This window comes from Pseudomonas sp. FSL R10-1350, from assembly GCF_009600525.1.
GTDB classification, from domain to species: Bacteria; Pseudomonadota; Gammaproteobacteria; order Pseudomonadales; family Pseudomonadaceae; genus Aquipseudomonas; species Aquipseudomonas helleri.
In genome coordinates this window covers 1-19,594 of record NZ_WIVR01000005.1, presented here as the reverse complement: position 1 = coordinate 19,594, position 19,594 = coordinate 1, and the positions used below count along the sequence as shown (strand labels likewise).

Annotated in this window: 19 protein-coding genes; 9 read left to right on the top strand and 10 right to left on the bottom strand. The window is 58.9% G+C overall.

All coding sequences use genetic code 11. The features are described 5' to 3' along the window. Window positions 1–34: 34 nt before the first annotated feature. From GHO25_RS03785 to GHO25_RS03775, 3 genes are all read right to left on the bottom strand, one after another. A complete protein-coding gene (locus GHO25_RS03785) occupies window positions 35–991 on the bottom strand; it encodes a biotin-dependent carboxyltransferase family protein (protein WP_153389933.1) in 957 nt (318 codons plus the stop codon). Continuing rightward, window positions 988–1,695 carry a 5-oxoprolinase subunit PxpB gene (pxpB, locus tag GHO25_RS03780; protein WP_153389932.1) on the bottom strand — a complete coding sequence of 236 codons (708 nt, stop codon included), beginning with the start codon at window positions 1,693–1,695 and terminating at the stop codon, window positions 988–990. Before pxpB ends, GHO25_RS03785 begins: the two co-directional genes overlap by 4 nt. Before the next feature lie 305 nt (window positions 1,696–2,000). After that, window positions 2,001–2,534, bottom strand: a complete 534-nt coding sequence (locus tag GHO25_RS03775; protein ID WP_048370499.1) for a winged helix DNA-binding protein — start codon at window positions 2,532–2,534, stop codon at window positions 2,001–2,003. 351 nt (window positions 2,535–2,885) lie between these two features. Between GHO25_RS03775 and GHO25_RS03770 the strand changes: the two genes are divergently transcribed. The 4 genes from GHO25_RS03770 to GHO25_RS03755 all read left to right on the top strand — a co-directional run bounded on the left by GHO25_RS03770 (window position 2,886) and on the right by GHO25_RS03755 (window position 6,640). Continuing rightward, the gene (locus GHO25_RS03770; RefSeq protein WP_123750033.1) at window positions 2,886–3,554 is read left to right on the top strand and encodes an RraA family protein; all 669 of its coding nucleotides are present in this window, start codon (window positions 2,886–2,888) and stop codon (window positions 3,552–3,554) included. After that, window positions 3,551–4,501 (top strand): D-2-hydroxyacid dehydrogenase, encoded by a 951-nt coding sequence (locus GHO25_RS03765; protein WP_153389931.1) that lies wholly within the window; start codon window positions 3,551–3,553, stop codon window positions 4,499–4,501. The genes GHO25_RS03770 and GHO25_RS03765 overlap by 4 nt, the downstream gene beginning before the upstream one ends. Before the next feature lie 113 nt (window positions 4,502–4,614). Beyond that, a complete protein-coding gene (locus GHO25_RS03760; RefSeq protein ID WP_048370493.1) occupies window positions 4,615–5,007 on the top strand; it encodes a VOC family protein in 393 nt (130 codons plus the stop codon). A gap of 289 nt (window positions 5,008–5,296) precedes the next feature. Next, on the top strand, window positions 5,297–6,640 hold the full coding sequence (locus GHO25_RS03755) for an MFS transporter (RefSeq protein WP_218581063.1): 1,344 nt from the start codon (window positions 5,297–5,299) through the stop codon (window positions 6,638–6,640). Between the two features lie 69 nt (window positions 6,641–6,709). Here the strand turns inward: GHO25_RS03755 and GHO25_RS03750 are convergent, their stop codons facing one another. Beyond that, a complete protein-coding gene (locus tag GHO25_RS03750) occupies window positions 6,710–7,609 on the bottom strand; it encodes a LysR family transcriptional regulator (protein WP_153389930.1) in 900 nt (299 codons plus the stop codon). Window positions 7,610–7,708: 99 nt separating this feature from the next. On the opposite strand from GHO25_RS03750, the gene GHO25_RS03745 reads away from it, so the two are divergent. After that, window positions 7,709–8,335 carry an RraA family protein gene (locus tag GHO25_RS03745; RefSeq protein WP_153389929.1) on the top strand — a complete coding sequence of 209 codons (627 nt, stop codon included), beginning with the start codon at window positions 7,709–7,711 and terminating at the stop codon, window positions 8,333–8,335. A gap of 15 nt (window positions 8,336–8,350) precedes the next feature. Continuing rightward, window positions 8,351–9,220 (top strand): NAD(P)-dependent oxidoreductase, encoded by an 870-nt coding sequence (locus tag GHO25_RS03740; RefSeq protein ID WP_153389928.1) that lies wholly within the window; start codon window positions 8,351–8,353, stop codon window positions 9,218–9,220. A gap of 97 nt (window positions 9,221–9,317) precedes the next feature. Here GHO25_RS03740 and GHO25_RS03735 read toward each other — a convergent pair whose 3' ends face one another. The 4 genes from GHO25_RS03735 to GHO25_RS03720 form a co-directional block, all read right to left on the bottom strand. Then, entirely contained in the window at window positions 9,318–11,582 is a 2,265-nt protein-coding gene (locus GHO25_RS03735) for a TonB-dependent receptor (protein ID WP_153389927.1), read from the bottom strand. 277 nt (window positions 11,583–11,859) lie between these two features. Continuing rightward, window positions 11,860–12,828 carry a FecR domain-containing protein gene (locus tag GHO25_RS03730; RefSeq protein ID WP_153389926.1) on the bottom strand — a complete coding sequence of 323 codons (969 nt, stop codon included), beginning with the start codon at window positions 12,826–12,828 and terminating at the stop codon, window positions 11,860–11,862. Further along, entirely contained in the window at window positions 12,828–13,340 is a 513-nt protein-coding gene (locus GHO25_RS03725) for a sigma-70 family RNA polymerase sigma factor (protein ID WP_153389925.1), read from the bottom strand. The genes GHO25_RS03730 and GHO25_RS03725 overlap by 1 nt, the downstream gene beginning before the upstream one ends. A 273-nt stretch (window positions 13,341–13,613) precedes the next feature. Next, window positions 13,614–15,005: an aldehyde dehydrogenase family protein gene (locus GHO25_RS03720; protein WP_153389924.1), complete on the bottom strand. Its 1,392-nt coding sequence runs from the start codon at window positions 15,003–15,005 to the stop codon at window positions 13,614–13,616. Between the two features lie 103 nt (window positions 15,006–15,108). Between GHO25_RS03720 and GHO25_RS03715 the strand changes: the two genes are divergently transcribed. Continuing rightward, window positions 15,109–15,996, top strand: coding sequence for a LysR family transcriptional regulator (locus tag GHO25_RS03715; RefSeq protein ID WP_178109982.1), 888 nt, complete (start codon window positions 15,109–15,111; stop codon window positions 15,994–15,996). Here GHO25_RS03715 and GHO25_RS03710 read toward each other — a convergent pair. Further along, window positions 15,993–16,463 (bottom strand): RES family NAD+ phosphorylase, encoded by a 471-nt coding sequence (locus GHO25_RS03710; protein WP_153389922.1) that lies wholly within the window; start codon window positions 16,461–16,463, stop codon window positions 15,993–15,995. The genes GHO25_RS03715 and GHO25_RS03710 overlap by 4 nt on opposite strands. A gap of 109 nt (window positions 16,464–16,572) precedes the next feature. Between GHO25_RS03710 and GHO25_RS03705 the strand changes: the two genes are divergently transcribed. Further along, entirely contained in the window at window positions 16,573–17,451 is an 879-nt protein-coding gene (locus GHO25_RS03705) for a LysR family transcriptional regulator (protein WP_153389921.1), read from the top strand. A 172-nt stretch (window positions 17,452–17,623) separates the two neighbouring features. After that, window positions 17,624–18,550 (top strand): AEC family transporter, encoded by a 927-nt coding sequence (locus GHO25_RS03700; protein WP_153389920.1) that lies wholly within the window; start codon window positions 17,624–17,626, stop codon window positions 18,548–18,550. A gap of 15 nt (window positions 18,551–18,565) precedes the next feature. On the opposite strand, the gene GHO25_RS03695 is transcribed toward GHO25_RS03700, so the two are convergent. Continuing rightward, window positions 18,566–19,594: histidine-type phosphatase (locus tag GHO25_RS03695; RefSeq protein WP_153389919.1), on the bottom strand; the 1,029-nt coding region annotated here is incomplete at its 5' end.

Here is a 19,594-nt window from a genome sequence, read left to right as displayed (position 1 = left end):
CTTTTCCACTTTTTTCAGATCAACTACAAAAAACTTACCGCCATTGCGTCGCGGTCGTTTCAAACAAGGAGTGCCGCTGGGCGCCTGCGCTGAGGGCGGCGTCGATGTCGGTAAGCTCGAACCGAAGGGTGCGCCCCGGCATCAGTTGGCCCAGTTTCCAGAGGTCGGCTTCAATCACGTTCACCAGCTTGGGGTAGCCACCGCAGGTATTGGCGTCGACCAGTTGAATGATCGGCTCGCCGCTGGTGGGTATTTGCACCGTTCCGGGGACGATTCCGTGGGAGAGCAACTCACGGTTGACGGTGCGCTTCAGCACGGCGCCAGACAGCCTGTAACCTTGCCTGTTGGAGCTGCGCCCGACGGTGTAATGGGTGTTGAAGAAACGCTCTTTGCTCTCGTCCGGGAACTCTTGCCATTCGGCCGAGGGCAAGACGCGAACCGTGGTTCCCGCTTCACTCAGCGCCCGCCAGTAGGTTTGCAGTGCGGGGTCGAAGAGGCTCGATGCGGCGGCTGATGCAGCGCTATTGCGGGGCGAGCTGCGAAGCCTGTCGCCTTTTGCCAGGGCTTTGCCTTCGTGGCCTCCGAACGCGGCTTTAAGGTCGGTGGCGCAAGAGTTGAGCACCCGTTGCACCTCAATGCCGCCCTCGATTGCCAGGTAAACACAGCGGCCTTCTTGAGGCGCTTCGATGACCAGCGTCTCTCCCGCATTGAGCTTTAACCGTGACCACGGCGCGTGTTGTTTTTGCCCGATGCGGCTGCTGCTTAGCGCGCCGGTAATGGCAACACAGCACGCGTCGCTCATGCGCACCTTGAACGGGAAGTTGTTGATCTCAATGCTGGCCGCCTCGCGTGAATTGCCCAGCATCGCGTTGCCGAGCTCGTAGCTCAGGCTGTCAATGGCACCGCTGCGGCTGACACCGCTGGCCAAAAAGCCGATACGGCCGCGATCGACAATGATGTTGAGAGGACCGTTAGAGAGGATTTCCATCATTTCAATTGCGCCTTTGGACGAAATACCAGGGTGTCACCGGGGCTCAACAGCGCAGGCGGCATTGCCAGGCTGTCAAAGCCATCAAAGTCGGCGTGGCCGATCACGTGCCAGCCGCACGGGCCTGGGCACGGGAAGACAGAGGCCTGCTCACCGGCGATTACCACGCTACCTTTAGGAATCAAGGTGCGCGGAACTTGGCGGCGAGGCACTTCAAGCGCCAGGGGCAACCCCACGAGATAGGGGAACCCGGGCATCGATCCGAGCGCGGCCACGGTGTAAGTGACCGAGCTGTGCAAGGCAATGACGTCACGTGGGGTGAGGCCCGTCTGTTCGGCGACGTAGTCCAGGTCCATCCCGTGTTCGCCGCCGTAGATCATGTCGATGACGAAGTGCTTGCCATTGATAGGGGTTGGGCTGGAGCGGATCCACAGGTCGGACAACACCTGCGCCGCTGCATCTGGGGGGATCTTGCGGGGATCGTAGATGACCAGCAGGTTGTTAACCCCTGGCACGGTTTCGACTAACCCTGGAAAACTTTGCGGATCACGCAGGGTGTTGTTCAACGCCCAAAGCCGTTGTTGCAGCGCCTTGTCATAAGGGCCGCAGGACACATCCAGAAGCAGGCCATCGGTACCTGCGAGCGATATTCGCACAGAGGTATCAACGGCCTTTGACGTTGCTAATGTGGGTTCAAAAAGAATCATGGCTATTCCAAATGCAGGTGCTCACCGAACGACAGATGCCGTGCGGGAGGCGTTGCATGGAGCACGCCAACGTTTACGATTCGAATGTGTTTTGTCTTCGTTTAGTCTTTAAAGTGCTTTTTAATGGATATAACTAATTGAAAGTTAAGCTAAAAGTTAGATTTTGTTTTTTGCGATTTTTTGCCGAGAATTCGGCGGTGAAAGGATTTTTCAGCTCGCGACGCTATTTTGGCAATGCTACCTAAGGGAGCAAAGTCGCTACAAAAGGTAACATCGCGTCGAGTGCTTTCGTAAAGCTTGAGGGGTCAAACCAGTGAAGAGGCTGCCCTTGCTGCCTGGTCATAGGTGCCAGACATTTCTCTCAATGTGCGGGCCGTTGAACTGAGCTTTTCGACCAGGTTTTGATCGATGCTCGGCACCAGGCATTTGGTGCGTACCGTCACATACCGCTCTACCAGCGCCAGGCCCTTTTTGGTCGGGCTGTAGAACACTTCCTTGCCAATCTTTTTGGAACTGATCAGCAGGCTCCCTGACAGCTTGCGCAGGGAGTAAGAGACGATGTGGGTGTCTGCGAAATTCAAGGTAAAGCAGATGTCGGCGAGCTTCTTCTGTTTGCCACGGTGGCAAATGTGGTTCAGCACCATGATGTCGACCATGCCCAGGTCAGGTGCTCCGGCCGCGCTCATGCAGGAGGTGGCCCACCTTGAAAACGCGTTCCACGTCAGGATCATGCCGAACTCAAACTCCGACGCCGGGACTTGGCCTTCTACCACCAGGTGGGCAGACGCGACCAAGGGGCCGTTAAGGTCGGATTCAAGCTGAGAAAGCGTGTCGGACATATATCCTCCGTAATGACAAAGATCCCAAGTGAGAGCCATTGGTTTACGCGGCAATCTACCATAGCTGCCTACGCACAGGGGGCGCGGGGCGGCACCTGCGGGCAATGGCGGGGGCAGTTTGGGCCGCTGCGAAATGCCCTTTTAGTGGTCTGACGAGCCACTGACTCATCACTTTTTTCGAACATTTTTGCCTTCTTTAATTCGCTTTTTACAGGCGAAACCTTCTCCTAAAGTGGCGTCAACCCGCAGGTGATGCCAGCTGGGCCCCTGGCTTGAAGGCGGCTGGCATCCACACCTGTACCCCGGCTGGCGCATTGCCAACCGCCCACTCCGTCAAGATGGAAAACAACAATGATCGGACTTCGAATCCTCCCTCGTACACGCCAAGTCAGCGCCGCACTGGTCGACAGTTTTCGCGCAGTCCCGGTTGCCAACGTCAGTGACTGCATGGGGCGAATGACTGCTGGTGGTACTCAGTTGCGTCCGTATCACAAAGGCGGTGTGCTGGCGGGGCCTGCCTTCACGGTCAAAGCCCGTCCGGGTGACAACCTGATGATCCACAAGGCTTTGCATCTGGCACAACCCGGTGACGTGATTGTGGTGGACGGCGGCGGCGACCTGACGAACGCGCTGATGGGCGAGCTGATGGTGGCAACGGCCATCAAGCGCGGCCTGGGCGGCATCGTGCTCAATGGGGCGATTCGCGACATCGATGCGATCCAGGCCGGTGACTTTCCGGTGTACGCCGCCGGGATCACCCACCGTGGCCCGTACAAGGACGGGCCTGGCGAAATCAACGTGCCAATCGCCATCAGCGGCATGGTGATCAACCCGGGTGACCTGATACTCGGTGATGCTGACGGCTTGCTGTGCGTGCCGTTTGAGGCCGCCGAGCAGATCCTCGATGCCGCGCTGGGCAAGTGCGCAGCAGAGAAAGTGACGGTTAAAGAAATCGAAGAAGACCGCCTGGATATCACCTGGATTGATGCCCAGTTGGCACGCCTGGGTTACAAGGCATGAAGATCGTCATTCTTGACCGGGACACGCTGTCGCCACAGACCGTGCTGCGGGCGCCGTCCTTTGCACATGAGATTCAGTCCTGGGGGCGCACCGCTCCCGAGCAAGTGGCTGAGCGGATCGCCGATGCCGACATCGTTGTGCTCAACAAGGTAAAGCTCAGCGGTGAAGTGATTGCTGCGGCGAAAAACCTTCGCCTGGTGGCCATTGCCGCAACGGGCACCGATAACGTCGACATTGCGGCGTGCAAGGCGCGCGGCATCGTGGTCAGCAATATCCGCAACTACGCCGTCAACACGGTGCCGGAACACACCTTTGCCCTGATCTTTGCCCTGCGCCGGAGCATTTGTGCGTACCGTGACGCGGTGAGGGCAGGGCGCTGGCAAGAGGCGCAACAGTTCTGCTTCTTCGATTACCCGATCAAGGACCTGGCCGGTTCCACCATTGGCATCATCGGTGATGGGGTACTGGGCCAGGCGGTCGCCAATATGGCGCGCGGGCTCGGCATGCGGGTGATTTTCGCCGGGTACAAAGGCCACTCCGGGCTCGGCTCGTTGTATGTGCCGTTTGAGCAGACGTTGGCTCAAGCCGACATCCTGACCCTGCACTGCCCGCTGCTGCCAGAGACACGTAACATGATTGGCGCTGCAGAGTTTGCGCTGATGCGCCGCAAGCCTTTACTGATCAATACCGCACGCGGTGGGTTGGTGGACGAAAGTGCTGTCGGCCCGGCCCTGGAAGCAGGGCAGATCTCTGGCGCGGGTTTTGATGTGGTGATGACCGAGCCGCCTGCGCCGGATCATCCGTTTATGACGCTGGTGGATCGCCCCAACTTTATTCTCACCCCCCATGTTGCGTGGGCGAGTGATGAGGCCGTACAAGGTTTGGCCGATCAATTGGTCGACAACATTGAAGCCTTTGTACGTGGCGAGCCAAGAAACGTCGTTTAACCCACACCCGTTAAATTCCCGACCTTATGTGACGCTGAGAACGGGCATTTAATGTTAGAACCGCTATCAACCTTGAATAAGCAGGTTGTGTTCGAAACTCTGGAGGGCGCCCCATGATTAAACACCTTGATCACTTAGTTCTGACCACCGTTGATGTGCAGGCGTGCAAAGACTTCTACATGCGTGTGCTCGGCATGCAATTTGTGCCTTCGCCGGGAGGGCGGATGGCGTTCCATTTTGGCCAGCAGAAGATCAACGTTCACGTGCGCGGGTTTGAGTTCGAACCCAAAGCTCATTTGCCCGTCTCGGGGGCGCTCGACCTTTGTTTCATCGCCACCGTCACCCTGGATGAGGTCATCGCCCACCTGGAAGCCGAGAACTGGCCGATTCTGCTCGGTCCCGTGCAGCGTACGGGGGCAACCGGCCCTATCCGCTCTGTTTATCTTCGCGACCCTGATCTGAACCTGATCGAGATTTCCGAGTTGCTGCCCACTGAGCAGGCGTAAACACGTCACGATTGTTTGATTCGCTCCGCTGAGCGTTCGGCACGCGCTTGAACCCAAGGTGTTGAAGTCTCCTGTTTCCCTTTGCACTGCACGTGGCAAAGGGGAGTGATGAGAACACCCGGTCAAGTGTCGTGCCTTTTTTTGCGCTCGCACCTGCCGTTACACCCCTGAATAGCGACGCTTAATGATGCGAAAAAGGAATGAATAAGGTTTCTTATTTATCGCTTTTATCGACATCGCCGAATGCAGAACATGGCGGCTCCAATAAGCATAAAAAAAAGGAATGTTCATGACCGCAATCGCCGCCACCGACGTTGCCGCTCAGGCGAGGTCAAAGTATCGCTGGGTTGTTCTGTCAGTCATTGTCGTTGTTTACATGCTGGCCGCTGCCGATCGGGCCAACATCGGTATCGCCTTGCCCTACATCCAGAAAGAGTTCGGGGCGACCAATGCCCAGGCGGGATTGCTGGTCAGCGCGTTCTTTCTGTTTTATTCCCTGGGGCAAATTCCAGCAGGCTTTTTGCTCAGCAAAGTGGGTGTGCGTGTTGTGGCGCCGATCTCCATTGGCTTGACCTCAATCGTCACCCTGCTGATTGGCACCGCGCATAATTTCGGGCTGCTGAAAATCTATCGCTCAGCGCTGGGCATTGCCGAAGCTGCCCTGCCGTTGTCGATGCTGAGTACGATCAATCGCTGGTTCCCGGCGCGTGAAAAAGGTCTCGCCACAGGGGCTTTTCTGTCGGCGGCGAAGATGGGCGCAGTGATTGCCCCGCCCATTGGCGCAGCGCTGATCATGCTCGATGGCTGGCGGACGATGTTCTTTGCCTTCGCCATCCCCGGCGTCGTGCTGGCGCTGATCTGGTGGTGGCTGGTGCCCAACGATCCACGTGCGGGTCGCCGGGTCAACGACGCAGAAGCCACCTACATCGAAGACCAGCAGACCAGCAAAACCGACAGTGTGCGCACTCACAAAAGCTTCGGTGCGCTGGACACTTTGCTGCGTTACAAACAAACCCCGCGATTGGCCAGCTCACGCTCTGTGTTTGCGTCCTGGAACATATGGGGCTGCGGCCTGGGCTATTTGTTGATGACTGGCGTGGTCAACGTGCTGCTCGCCTGGCTGCCCAAGTACCTGGGGGAAGTGAAGCATTTTGAACTGATGCAGATCGGCTTCGTGGCGGCCTTGCCTTTTGCTGGCGGCGTGCTGGGCAATATCGTAGGGGGCTGGTTGTCTGACACCGTGCTGGACCGTCGCAGAAAGCCGACGATGATGATCAGCGCTGTGGCCACGTGCCTGATGATGGTTGCCTTGGTCTATGCGCCCAATGACCTGCTCTCGGTCAGCCTGCTGTTGTTTGGCACGGGCTTTCTGTTGAACATCGGCTATTCGTCATTTTCGGTGTACTCCATGGGCCTGACCACGCGCACCACTTACCCGGTGGCGGCCTCTGTGGTCAACAGCGCCGGCCAGGCTGGCGGGGCGATGGCGCCGCTGATCACCGGCATGCTCCTGGATAGCTACAGCTGGACGGCGGTGTTCATCTTCCTGGGCGTGTGCTCACTGGCGGCGCTGGTCTTTGTGCTTTCGATTAACGAGCCGGCCAACCATGACGAGTCGCTAGCGAGTGCCTAACCGGGCTGCCCATTAACAGCCTTCGGTTCTCGCCGGGAAGGTGCGTTGACGACCGTCATCTGCGCCTTCTCAGCTTTGCAGTTGCCGCGAAAAATCACACTGCTCGACGGCCCGAATCGCCACTTCGCTCACGAACGCCGAGGGCCGATCATTTCGGTACATCGCCATGTAGGGCACAGGCGGCAAGGGCGGGTCGGTGTGTATGATCGTCAATTTGCCCTCATCCACCAGCGGGCGAAAGCACTCCAGCGGCAGGTACGTGACACCCAGCCCGGCGGCGGTCAGCCCGAGCATGGCCGTCAGGCTGTCCGAGGACAGCATCTTGGGCAGCTCGATGCCCATGGTCCCCAGCCACTTGTTGACAAACAAACCCGACCCCGACTTTTTGCCTTGTACCAGCAGCGGGTATTTGGCCAGTTCGGCCAGCCCGACCACCCCCGAATGCTCGACGACGCCGGGCGCTGCCATCCAGGCGTTTTCAACGATGCCCAGCGGCACCGCGGTGATCTCGGGCGCTGTGAAGGTGTCGGGGATGATAATCATGTCCACCAGATCATCCACGAGCTTTTCATGGAGGTTGCGGCTCATATCGACTTCAGCCTCAACCGTTAGCCCCGGAAAATCCTCTACCAGTTTGGCAATCAGCCGGGGCAGCCATGTCAGCGCCGTCAGCTCGGTCACGCCCAGCCTGAGTCGTCGGGTCACCACGTGGGTGCCGTCCTTGAGTGAGGTGATGCGTTCTGCAAGGGTGAGCATTTCCCGGGCAATCACCAGCATTTCTTCGCCGATGGCCGTGAGCCGTGCACCGCGTTGCGAGCGGTCGAACAGTTGCAGCCCCTTGGAGGCCTCCAGTTCCTGTATGCGCTTGGAGATGGCTGACTGCGTGGTATTGAGGTGCTCGGCCGCACGCTCGAAAGTGCCGAGGCGTTCGATCCAGTGCAGCGCAAGGAGTTGCCGGAGGTTGATCATTAACATTCCTGTTAGGCATGTTTGGGCATACGATAATATCGCTTTTTCTATTTTTCAGGGTCTTTATCCTCAAAGCCATACGCCACCTGAGGAACACCCATGAACGCTATCGCCTCAACGTCAGACTTGCATGCGCTGCTGGCCGCTTATGCCCGCACCTCGACGTCCATTATCAGTGATTGCCTGGACCGCCTGCCTGGCGCGCCACTCACGCCATTCCATTGCATTGAAGGCACCATGGTCGGCACCGCCCTGACCGTGAAAGTCCCGTGCGGTGACAATCGTGCGATCCATCAGGCGCTGGAAATCCTGAGCCCCGGACAAGTGCTGGTGGTGGATGGCGGAGGGGATATCAGCCGGGCCTTGATGGGCGACATCATGACCGCCATCGCGCAAAAGCGCGGCGCCGCAGGCATTGTGGTAGACGGCGCCATTCGTGATCTGGCGACGATTGGCAAGGGCAGCTTCCCGGTGTTTGCCCGGGCCGCCTACCATCGCGGCCCGTATAAAAACGGGCCGGGGGAGATCAACGTACCGGTCAGCATTGGCGGCATGATCGTCTCGCCGGGCGACATCGTTGTCGGTGATCACGATGGCATCGTGGCGTTCCCGGCCGAGCAGGCAGAAGAACTGTTGCAACGGTGCCTGGGGACCGAACAAAAAGAAGCAGAGATGATGGCGCAAATTGCGTCCGGAACTTACAAGGGCGCCTACGGGGCCAAATAATCGGAAACCCTAACAATGAAAATTGCAATTGTCGGAGCGGGCGAAGTCGGCCTCACTTATGCGCGGCCATGGGCAGCGGCAGGGCATGACATCATCTTGTGCGACCTGAAACCCTCAGCCACCGCCCAGGCGTTTGCCGCCGAGCGGGGCCTGGATATCGCCACCTCAGTCGGCGCTATCGCTGCAGACTGCGACGTTGTCGTGTCGTGCGTATTCGGCACAGTGTCGCTGGTTGTGGCCGAGCAGGCGCTGGCCCACATGCGCAAGGGCGCGCTGTACATCGACATGACGACCGCTGACCCGGCGCAGATCAGAATCGCTGCCGAGCAGGCGGCGCAATCGGGCATCGTGTACGTCGACGTGGCAATCCTCGGCGCCATCGCGCTGACCCATGAGAAAACCAACTTGCTGGGCGCAGGTCCCGGCATTGAACCTGCGCAGCGCCTGTACGCGGCCATCGGCGCACCGCTCAAGGCGGTCGAAGGTGGCGCTGCGGGCGATGCGGCAGCGCTCAAAATTTTGCGCAGCGTGTTTACCAAAGGGCTGGAGGCGCTGACCATCGAGTGCTTTATGGCCGCAGAAAAACAGGGCGTGACCGACAAGCTGCACGACGCCTTGAGCGACATTGATCAAGCCAGCCTGCGCGACTTCCTCGGCGCCTTGATCCGCACGCACGTCCTGCATGCGCCACGTCGTCTCAAAGAGGTTGAAGAGGCTGAGCGCCAATTGCGCGCCGCCGATATGCCGGTGGCTGTGCTGCCGGGGGTCAAAGACCTGTTTCAGCGCACCGCCGAACAGATCAGTGTAAATCCGTTGGAAACGCCCGCACCGACCCTGGAACAGGCGTTTGAATGGCTCTTCAAGGCCAATGGGATCAAGCGCTAAATGAAGGCAGGGCCAGTCACCTGATCAAGGTGCTGGCCCTTGTGTTGCGGGTTCACTCAGTTGCGGTCCAGCCACGTTGAAACTGAGGCTTGCTCGCTCAATACGCCCACTTGACTGTGAGCGTGGCGTTGCGCGGATCGCCATAGAAGTTGTTGCCACCACGATGCCGGTTGGATACAGGGATGTAGTAAGTCTTGTCGGTGAGATTGTTTCCCACCAGGCTCAACGTTGTATGTTTGTCTACCCGATAGGCGATAGAGGCATTGAACAGGGTATAGCCGCCCTGATACATATCGCGGGTGGTGTCCGTGCTGCTTTGGGTCGTCAAGCCGGCGCCAATGCTCCAGCGCTCACCCGATGTGTCGAGGCGGTAGTCGGTATACATCCGTAACAGATGTTTGGGAAACCATTCGCTATAGGGATCGCCGGCCTTGATGGTGCCAGAGACATCATTCAGGTATTCGCTGCGCGTAAACGTGTAGCCAGAGTAAATTTGCCAGCGGTCGCTGAGCGCGCCCGAGGCTTCTATTTCCCAGCCCTGGCTGCGCACCTTGCCAGCAGCTTCGTAGCAGTTGTCCACGCACTCCAGGTTGCCGTTATCGATGGCACGGTTTCGCTGAATGATGCGAAATACGGCCGCTGACACATTAAGGTTGCCATCGAGAAAGTCGCCTTTTATTCCCGTTTCATAGTTAGCGCCTATGATCGGTTTAAGCGGCATACGGTTTTCGTCCACCACGTTCTGCGGTTTAAAAATGCTGGTGTAGCTGGCGTACCAGGAAAGGTTTTCTGCGAAGTCCCACACCAGCCCACCATAGGGCGTGAGTTTTCCGTCCTCACGATAAGGCGAGCGTGTTTCATTGCCTGTCGCGAGGTTCTTGAAGCGTGAGTTGAAATAGAAGCTGCTGTAACGGCTGCCCAAAATAAGCTTCAAGTCGTTGCTCAGGCTCAAACGTGTAGCCATGTACGTCGCGCGTTGGGTGTTGTCATAGCGATAGCGGTTACGGTAGGGCACCTGCGCGCGGGCAACCCCTGACGGATTGAAGGAGTAGACATTGACCGGTGAAGTATTGGAGAGCGTACCGACTCGATTGTCGTAATTTTCTTTCTGATAATCGGCGCCGATGACCACTTCATGGAGACGTTCCAGCAACGAAAAATTGCCGGTTACGTTAAGGTTGGCCGCGTACTGGTCGGCCATGTTGTTTCGGTGAATGTAGTTGTTAAGCCGGGCAGTCCCCTCAGGCCCGACACCTGTTACACCATTGCCGAACGTACCGATGAACTGTCCGTCCCCTTGTGTGTGGGTGTAGTTGAGAGAGCTGCTCAGCGTCCAGTCTTCCGCGAAACGGTGTTCAAGCTCGGCGAACAGATTGTTTTTCTCATAAGTCATGTTGTTCCAGCTGGCGCCCAGGAAGGTCGAACGCGACAGTCCCAGGCTGGCGTAGTCCGTCGACATGGGCACGCCATATAGGTTGGGCACGATGTTGGATTTCTGCCAGGTGTAGCCGGTGGTCAGGGTTGTGTCGGGGGTGAAGTCGTAAGCCAAGGTGCCGAAAAACACTTGCCGATCTGAGGCCACATAGTCAACGAACGATTTGCTGTCCTGGTAAACAGTGACAACCCGGCCGCGCAGTGAGCCGTCATCATTAAGCGCGCCCGATACGTCAATTTCGTTGCGGTACTTGTCCCATGAACCAGCACTGAGGCTGGCCGAGGCTTGAAAGTCATGGGTTGGAGCCTTGCGTACCAGATTGACAGTACCGCCGGGTTCGCCTGTCCCCTGGGTCAGGCCAGAAGCTCCGCGCAGCACTTCAACGTGGTCGTAGAGAGCCATGTCCGGTGAGTCGCTGGAAGCCTCAGCTGAACCCATGCCCGGAACACTTCCTTGAAATGAAGAGCTGGCACCGTTTTCCTGGACATTGTCCATGGCAAAACCACGTGAGTAAAAGCGCACCTGGTCGGCGGTTTCGTACATCACATTCACCCCGGTGACCTGAGCCAGGGCGTCCTCCAGGCGTGTCATGCCCTGGTCGTCCATCCGCTGGCGTGTGACCACGCTGACAGACTGCGGTGTTTCGCGAGTCGAGAGTGGCAAGCGGGTGGCGACCCCCATGCTGGTGGTGGTGTACGAGCCGCTGTGTTCGGTGGTGGCATCCAGGCCGCGGGTTACGCCCTGAACCTGAGTGTCTTCGAGGGTCAGCGCAGCGCGTCTACGCAACTGCAATTCTGTTCCTGTGCCGATCAGCTCCAGGCCGGTACCGCGCAACAGATGCGAAAACCCCTCATACAGGCTGTATTCACCCTGCAGGCCGGGACTCGACAAACCTTCGGTCAGACGGGTGTCGTAAATCAGTGCCACGCCCTGTGCTGCAGCGAAATTTGAAAGCACCTGGCTCAGGGACGCTGCGGCGATCTCAATACGTTGCTCGGGGCTTGCAGATGCTTTTTGCTCTGTGCTGAACGACTCGAGAGGTAGCCCTATAACGAGGCAGGTCAGGGTAGTGCGGGTCAGTCGGGAAATATTTAACGGGGGGGTTGATTTCAGGGGAGTGACCACCACAAGTGCTCCATTAAGTGACTAGCACTGAGGAGGCCAAGCGAGAACATAAAAGTGTCAGTCCACCGCCATATATTTTTTAAACGGCCGTTGAGAGTGCATCGACACGGACCCAGTAGCGTGAAAAGTAACGCACTGATACCGGCAGAATCTCTGGCAGCCGAGCCAGAAGGCGATCGCTGTCAGCCAATTTAAAGACACCGGAAACACGCAGTGTCGCAGCACGTGAATCGCACGAAAGTATTCCGGGCCGGTATTGAGCCAACTGCTTGAGGTAAATACTTAATGGCATGCCGTCAGCAAAGATCAGGCCGTGCTCCCAAGCCGCGACCTGGGGATTCTGAGCGTAAATGAACGCGCTTTTATTGCGTTGGATAAGCATGGCCTGGCCCGCATTCAGGCGTTGCATGGTCGCCCCATAGGGCTGAACGTCAAGTGCGCCTTCGAACAGTGAAACGTCAACTGACTGATCCCCTGTGCTCACCATAAAGCGGGTGCCCAGAGCTCGGATCAGGCCTTGCTCGGTCCGCACCAGAAACGGGCTCTGTGCCAAGGGCATGTCGTGGCCCGTCTCGATCAGAACTTCGCCTTGATAAAGCAGGATCAAGCGTTGTTGTGGCTCAAACACAACGTCTACAGCACTGCGAGCATTGAGGCTAATGCGTGTACCGTCAGCCAGGGTCCACGAGCGCACCTCACCTGTGCCGGTGCTTAAATCGGCGAACTCACGCGTCCAGGCCTGTGTATTCATGCCTGCTGCAAGGGCACCGCCGGTGACACACAGAACGCCCAATAATTTAAGTGCCGCACGGCGATCCAGTGCAGGGGTGTCCAAAGCTGTTTGCGCCACTAGCGGCGGCAACCCCTGGAAGCGTGACACTACTTTTTCGACCAGAGTCCATGCCTGTGCATGCTCCGGCGATGCATCAAGCCAAGCTTGCCATTCGTTGCGCTCCCGCTCGCTGACTTCACCCGACGATAGCACCGCGTACCACTCGGCAGCTTCCAACTGGGCGGGCGCCACGCATGAGCATGGGGTATCAAGCATCAGAGTGTGTCCTGAGAAACAACGGTCATGCACTGCAAAAGTGCGCGAGCGATGTACTGACGTACCGAACTCAGGGATACGCCCATCTGATCAGCGATTTCTCGATGGGTAAGCCCGTCAAGCTGACAAAGCAGAAACGCCTTACGTACCTTGTGCGGCAAACCACTGAGCATGGCGTCGAGTGCGTGGAGTGTTTCCAGAAGTTGTAAGCGCTCTTCGGGCGAAGGCATCAGTGATTCAGGTAAATTCGCCAGCGCTTCGAGGTAGCTTTGCTCCAATTGGCGTCGACGCATCAGGTTGACAAACAGGCTATGAGCGATCGTTGCAAGATAGGCCCGTGGCTGCACTACCTCACTCAATGTACGCTTGTTAAATACCCGAACAAACGTATCTTGAGCCAAGTCGGCGGCCACTTCCGGGCAGCCCAGGCGTCGGTACAACCATCGGCGCAGCCACAAGTGATGCTCGCCATAGACTGCGCTAAACAATGCATCGTGCTGAGCGTCGCTCATCCAGGTTTCCATACATTTAACTGAGACACGGGCGAGGGTCGGCACCGCAACGACGGCATCAGGCTTTTCGGAGGATATCCGATGGCTGATCGCAAATAGGAATGATTATTACATGCGCTTGTGAGATATGGAAACACTGTACTGACATCATGCTGTCAGGGGCTGGATGCCTGGGGCGTGAATCGGGTGAAGAAACGGGTTACCGGTCAGATCTGTCGATAAATGCCGGCTGGTAACCCTTGTGTAGCTGTCAGCTCAGGGCTGCGGGGTTAATCAGTTGCGATCCAGCCACACGGTTTGCACGTTGCAGAATTCCCGCACGCCGAAGTGCGACAGTTCACGGCCGAAACCGCTCTTTTTCACGCCACCGAAAGCCACGCGGGGGTCGCTGGCCGAGTAGCCGTTGATGAACACGCCGCCAGTTTCCAGTTCGCCGGTCAGTTGCTGGGCCAGTTCGACATTGGCGGTGTAAATGGTCGCTGTCAGGCCGAAGTCGCTGTCGTTAGCGAGCGCCACGGCATGGGCGCAGTCTTGTGCAGTAATGATCGATGCTACCGGGCCGAACAGTTCCTGTTTGAACGAGGTCATGCGGTCGGTCACGTTGGCCAGAATCGTCGGTTCATAGAAGTTGCCGGCCCCTTCGGCCTTGCCGCCGCCGAGCAACAGGGTCGCGCCTTCTTCCAGGGTGTCGCGCACTTGTTGGTCCAGTTCATCACGCAGGTCATAGCGTGCCATCGGGCCGATATAGGTGTCGCTGGACAACGGGTTGCCTACCACCAGTTTGCGGGTGGCTTCGACGAATTTTTCAGTGAATGCCTCGACCACGCCTTTTTCAATAATCAGACGCTTGGCGGCAGCACAGACTTGCCCCGAGTTCTGATAACGACCGACCACGGCGGCCTGCACGGCGGCGTCGAGGTCGGCGTCATTGAGCACGATGAACGGATCGGAGCCGCCCAGTTCCAGCACACATTTCTTCAGGGCAGCGCCAGCCTGTGCGCCGATGGCGGTACCGGCGCGAACGCTGCCGGTGAGGGTCACGGCGCTGATGCGCGGGTCGGCAATGGCGCGCGACACACCGTCCGGGGTGACGTTGACCACTTCAAACACGCCCTCGGCAAAACCGGCGCGCACAAAGGCGTCGCGAATCAGGTACGCGCTGCCCATCACATTCGGTGCGTGCTTGAGCACGTAGGTGTTGCCTGCCAGCAAGGCGGGCACTGCGCCGCGCAGCACTTGCCAGACCGGGAAGTTCCACGGCATCACCGCCAGAATCGGGCCCAGCGGACGGTATTCGATGCGTGCCTTGCCGCCTTCGACCTGGGTCGGTTCAGCGGCCAGCATGGCTGGGCCGTGTTCGGCGTACCACTCGCAGAGCTTGGCGCATTTCTCGATTTCGCCACGGGCCTGGGTGATCGGCTTGCCCATTTCCTCGGTGATCATGGTTGCCATGGCGTCAGCGTTGTCGCGCAGCGCCTGGGCCAGTGCAACCATGGCGGCAGAGCGCGCTTGCAACGGCGTGCGCTTCCAGCGGCTGAAGCCCGACGCGGCGCGGGTGAGGGCCGCGTCCAGAGCCTCGGCGGACTCATACGCGTAGTGGCCAATCTGCTCGCCCGTGGTCGGGTTGATCGAAAGGGCGTGGGTCTGGCTGGAAATCGGGCTCATGGCATGGTCCTGCTGAGTGAGTAGATGGGCACAGAGTAGGGTGGCTAAAGATTTCTTTAAACTGAATAATAGAGATCGTTTCTTTCACGATTGGAGAATGGCTGTGGATCTGGTGCAACTGGAAATCTTCAAGGCGGTAGTGGACCACGGCAGCATCAGCGCTGCGGCGGCCCACATCCATCGTGTGCCCTCAAACCTGACGACGCGGATCAAACAGCTCGAAGAGGATTTGGGTGTCGACCTGTTCATCCGCGAGAAAAGCCGTCTGCGCCTGTCACCGGCTGGCTGGAGTTTCCTTGACTACGCGCGGCGCATTCTCGACCTGGTGCAAGAAGCGCGGGCGACAGTGGCGGGCGAAGACCCCCAGGGTGCATTCCCGCTGGGTTCACTGGAAAGCACCGCCGCGGTGCGGATCCCCGCCTTGCTGGCGGCCTACAACCAACAACACCCCAAGGTCGACCTGGACCTCTCGACGGGGCCGTCCGGGTCCATGATTGAAGGCGTGCTGTCGGGGCGTTTAGTGGCCGCGTTCGTCGACGGCCCGGTGCTGCACCCGGCGCTGGAAGGTGTGCCGGTGTTCGAAGAAGAAATGGTCATTATCGCGCCGCTTCATCACGCGCCGATCCGCTGCGCAACCGACGTCAACGGCGAGAGCATCTACGCCTTTCGGGCCAATTGCTCGTACCGCCATCACTTTGAAAAGTGGTTCAACACTGACGCCGCTGTGCCCGGCAAAATCTTCGAAATGGAGTCTTACCACGGCATGCTCGCCTGCGTCAGCGCCGGTGCCGGGTTGGCGCTGATGCCCCGCAGCATGCTCAACAGCATGCCGGGGTGCGCGACGGTCAGCATCTGGCCGCTGGCCGCCGAGTTCCGTTATCTGACCACGTGGCTGGTCTGGCGGCGCGGGGCCGTGTCGCGAAACCTCAGCAGCTTTGTGCAGTTGCTGGAGGAACAAGGGCTGAGCGCTACGCCTGCTCTTGGCGATTAAGCTTCGCTGATTTTATTGACGCTGGTGATACGCCCATTCCAGATCATCTCGTAGTGGGCTGATTGAACCATCGACGACACGGCGCTTGGGGTCATAAGTGCCCAGCAGTGGTTGCCGTGCAAGCGCACAGAGTTGTACCGCAGCCCTGTGCATCGGGCGTCTTTCACGGCCTTGCCCAACGCATGCGAGTGCGTGTAAACGTCGGGGTTAACGTGGGTGAACGGGGCGGTCGCATAAGAGCAACCCGGGATACCAAACGGAATCTCTGCTCGCGGTATCAACTCAAGGCGCCCGACTTCATTTTGCATTCGGGGATTGGTCAGTGCCTGAATCTGGTACAGCGCTTCAAAGACGGCGGCATCGGCCACGTCATCAAATAGGGCAATGGGCGGGAATTTTGAATTGACCAGTCGATAGGCCAGCAGCGACGCGCCGGGCAGATCTGCCAACTGGTTCAAGGTCACCATTGCGACCCCCGCAATACATCAATGCGCCGATAGGTCTCGTACAGAGAAATCATGTCTAAGTGCTTCGAGTTAAAGTGGGACAGCCTGTGTCAATTACCCAGAGATCACCATGTCACTACGCGCCCTTCACACCTTGATCGCCATTGCTCAATACGGTTCGTTTGTGCGCGCTGCGGAGGCGGTTCATCTCACGCAGTCTGCGGTGAGCCTGCACATTAAGTCCCTTGAAGAGACGTTCAATGCGACCTTGTTCGACCGCTCGCGGCGGTTGCCGGTGCTCACCGAAGCGGGCCATATAGCCGTGGAACGGGCGCGGGAGATCGTGGCGCTGTATGACGGCATTGCGGCTGAAATTGGCGGGGATAACGAGCTGCGCGGCAGGCTTAGGATTGGCGCCATTCATACGGCGCTCGCCAGCACGTTGCCTGCGGCCCTGGCCGCGTTGGCGGCCGAGCACCCGCATGTGCGTATCAACGTGGCTTCTGGTATGTCGGCGGAACTGGCCGTGCGCGTTGAGGCGGGCGAGCTGGACGTTGCGATCACCACCGAACCTGTACGCCCGCACCCTTATGGCTTGGTCAGTACCACGCTCTATGAAGAGGGCTTCTGGATAATTGCGCCGGGTTCGCTGGCGGGGCAGGATTTTCGGCAGTTACTGCAACAGCAACCGTTCATTCGTTTTGATCGCCGGGCCTGGGCCGGGCGCACCATCGAGCAGGAGCTGCGGCGGATGCGCCTGCGCGTGCACACCAGCATGGAACTGGACAGCCAGGAGGCGATCATCCAGATGGTCAGCAGCGGGCTTGGGGTGGCGGTGATTCCGCTGTCAAGTCACAACCTGGCGCAGTTGGGCCATCTCGACATCCAGCCCTTCGGCTCGCCGCAAAAGACCCGCCGCGTGGTCTTGCTGGAACGCGAAGACCGCCCGTTGGCCAGATTGGCCGCCGCCCTCGCGCAGGCCGTTCAACGGCATGCTCCGGCCAGGTGACCTATGAGCAAAACTTGTTGATGGCTGAATTTTAAGTCGATTTTATTTTAGGTCGCGAGTTCTTATCGTGGTGCTCATCCAACCGTTGCCCGGAGAGCTCCATGTCACCTGTCGCTTGCGTAAAAATGATCGAAAGTTGTCACAGGTCGATTCGCCCAGCAGGGCCACTGTAATGACCCTCGCACTGCTACTCGCCCTGGCGCCCATTGCGTTGCTTATCGCCCTCGGCGCCTGGCTCAATCACAGTCGTTTTCTGGCCGACAGTTTTTGGGCTCAGGCAGAGCGTTTGGGGTATTACGTTCTCCTGCCAGCGCTGTTTTTACATGGCTTGGCCACGGCCAGCCTGGACAACGTGCCCGTCAAAGGCATGGCCCTGGTGCTGGTGCTTTCGACCTGTGCAGTCACTGTGGCGCTGCTCGCCAGCAGGTCACTGCTAAAGGGCAGTGATGCGGCGTTTACCTCGGTTTTTCAGGGCGGCATACGCTTTAACAATTATGTCGGCGTGTCGATCGTCGCGGGCTTGTTCGGCGCCCAGGGCATTGCCCTGGCGGCGGTCGCCAACGCGGCCATTGTGCCGACGGTGAATATTCTGTGTGTGCTGGTGTTCGCACGGTACGGCACCGGGGCCAAGATGACGGCGGGCAAGGTGGCCCGGCAATTGGCGCTTAATCCATTGGTACTGGCCTGCTTTGGCGCGATTGCGCTTCAGGTGCTGGGGCTGGGACTGCCGGTGGTTATTGAGCCGGTACTCAAGGCGCTGGGGCAGGCGTCGTTGCCCCTCGGTTTGCTCTGCGTCGGGGCGGCCCTGGAGTTGGGGTCGGTGCGCAGTTGGGTGCGGCCGGTTGCGTACTCATCAATGGCCAAGTTTGTGGTCATGCCGCTGGCGACGGTAGGCGCGTGCCATGTGTTTGGCCTGGACGGCAAAGCGGCGATTGCGGCAGTCCTTTTTCAAGCACTGCCCACCGCATCGTCGTCCTACATCATGGCGCGGCAACTGGGGGGCGATGCCCCGCTGATGGCCGGCATCGTGGCGAGCCAAACCCTGCTCGCGGCGGTGACGCTGCCCCTTGCCGCGATTGTTTTGATTCCCTGGGTCTAATCGCCGCAAAGCGACTTACTGGACCAGGTAATGCTGCACTTCGGTCGCCGAAGGGTCGATGCGTTTTTCCATTTCCGCGACAAACCCCTTCAATGGCATCAAGGCTTTGCCCGCATAACCAGGGTATTGCACCTGATAGGGCGGTGCGTCGGACAATCTGCGCAATTGGTCCATGCTCTGCGCCACATAGGCCACGCTGACAAACTGCGCGCCGGTGTGGTCGTCGATCCAGCGTTCAAACAGAAGGGTACCGCCCGGTGCGGCATCGTTCTCGGGGTACTCAGCGATTTTCCAGTCAAAGCCCAGCAGTGTGCGCAACTGCGCGATGTTGGTGTCGTGGCCCACGAAAGCCAGCCATTGGGTGCCGGGCGGGCTGCCCGCTGCGTTCGGTTGCAGGGCCAACAGGATTTGCCCAAGCAATTGCGATGCACCGCGCCGGGCGATGTACGGGACGTGGTTGCTGAGGGCGTATTTAGCCGAACGCAAAGCCATCAGGCGCGATATCTCTGCCGCACTGCGGCCTTGACCAAACGCGACCTGATCCAGCGGCAAACCTTCTGCATATTGCATGCGAAAGGTTTCGCTCATGCCCGCGCCCACGCCCAATGGGCTGCTGAGTTTGACCACGCCGTTTTTCTCTTTCAGCGCCCAGGGTTGCTCGCTCAGGGCGCAGTTTTTTTGCTCGCAGGTGGTTGGCACGCCGACCACTTGCTGCATGGTCAGCACCGGTGCGGCATAGCGATCACGGGCAGCGTCGAGGCTACCGCCCATGGCGTGCAATATTGCCGCTTTGGTCTGCGCCGGGTCCAAGGGGGCCAGGCCATTTTCGGTCGCGTGGAACAGCCGGTCCTGGCTTTTCTGCGCATGGTTTACCGGGACGTTGCAGCCCGGGAACATCCCTTGTACCAACGCCGCGCTGGTGGCTTGCGTGCGCGCGACGGGGCTCGACCACACGTAGACCGCCTGCGCCGGCGGGCATTGGCCGGTCTTGAACAAACCGAGCGAATCGAGCAGGCCGCGTTGCCATTGGCCGAGCAGCACGAT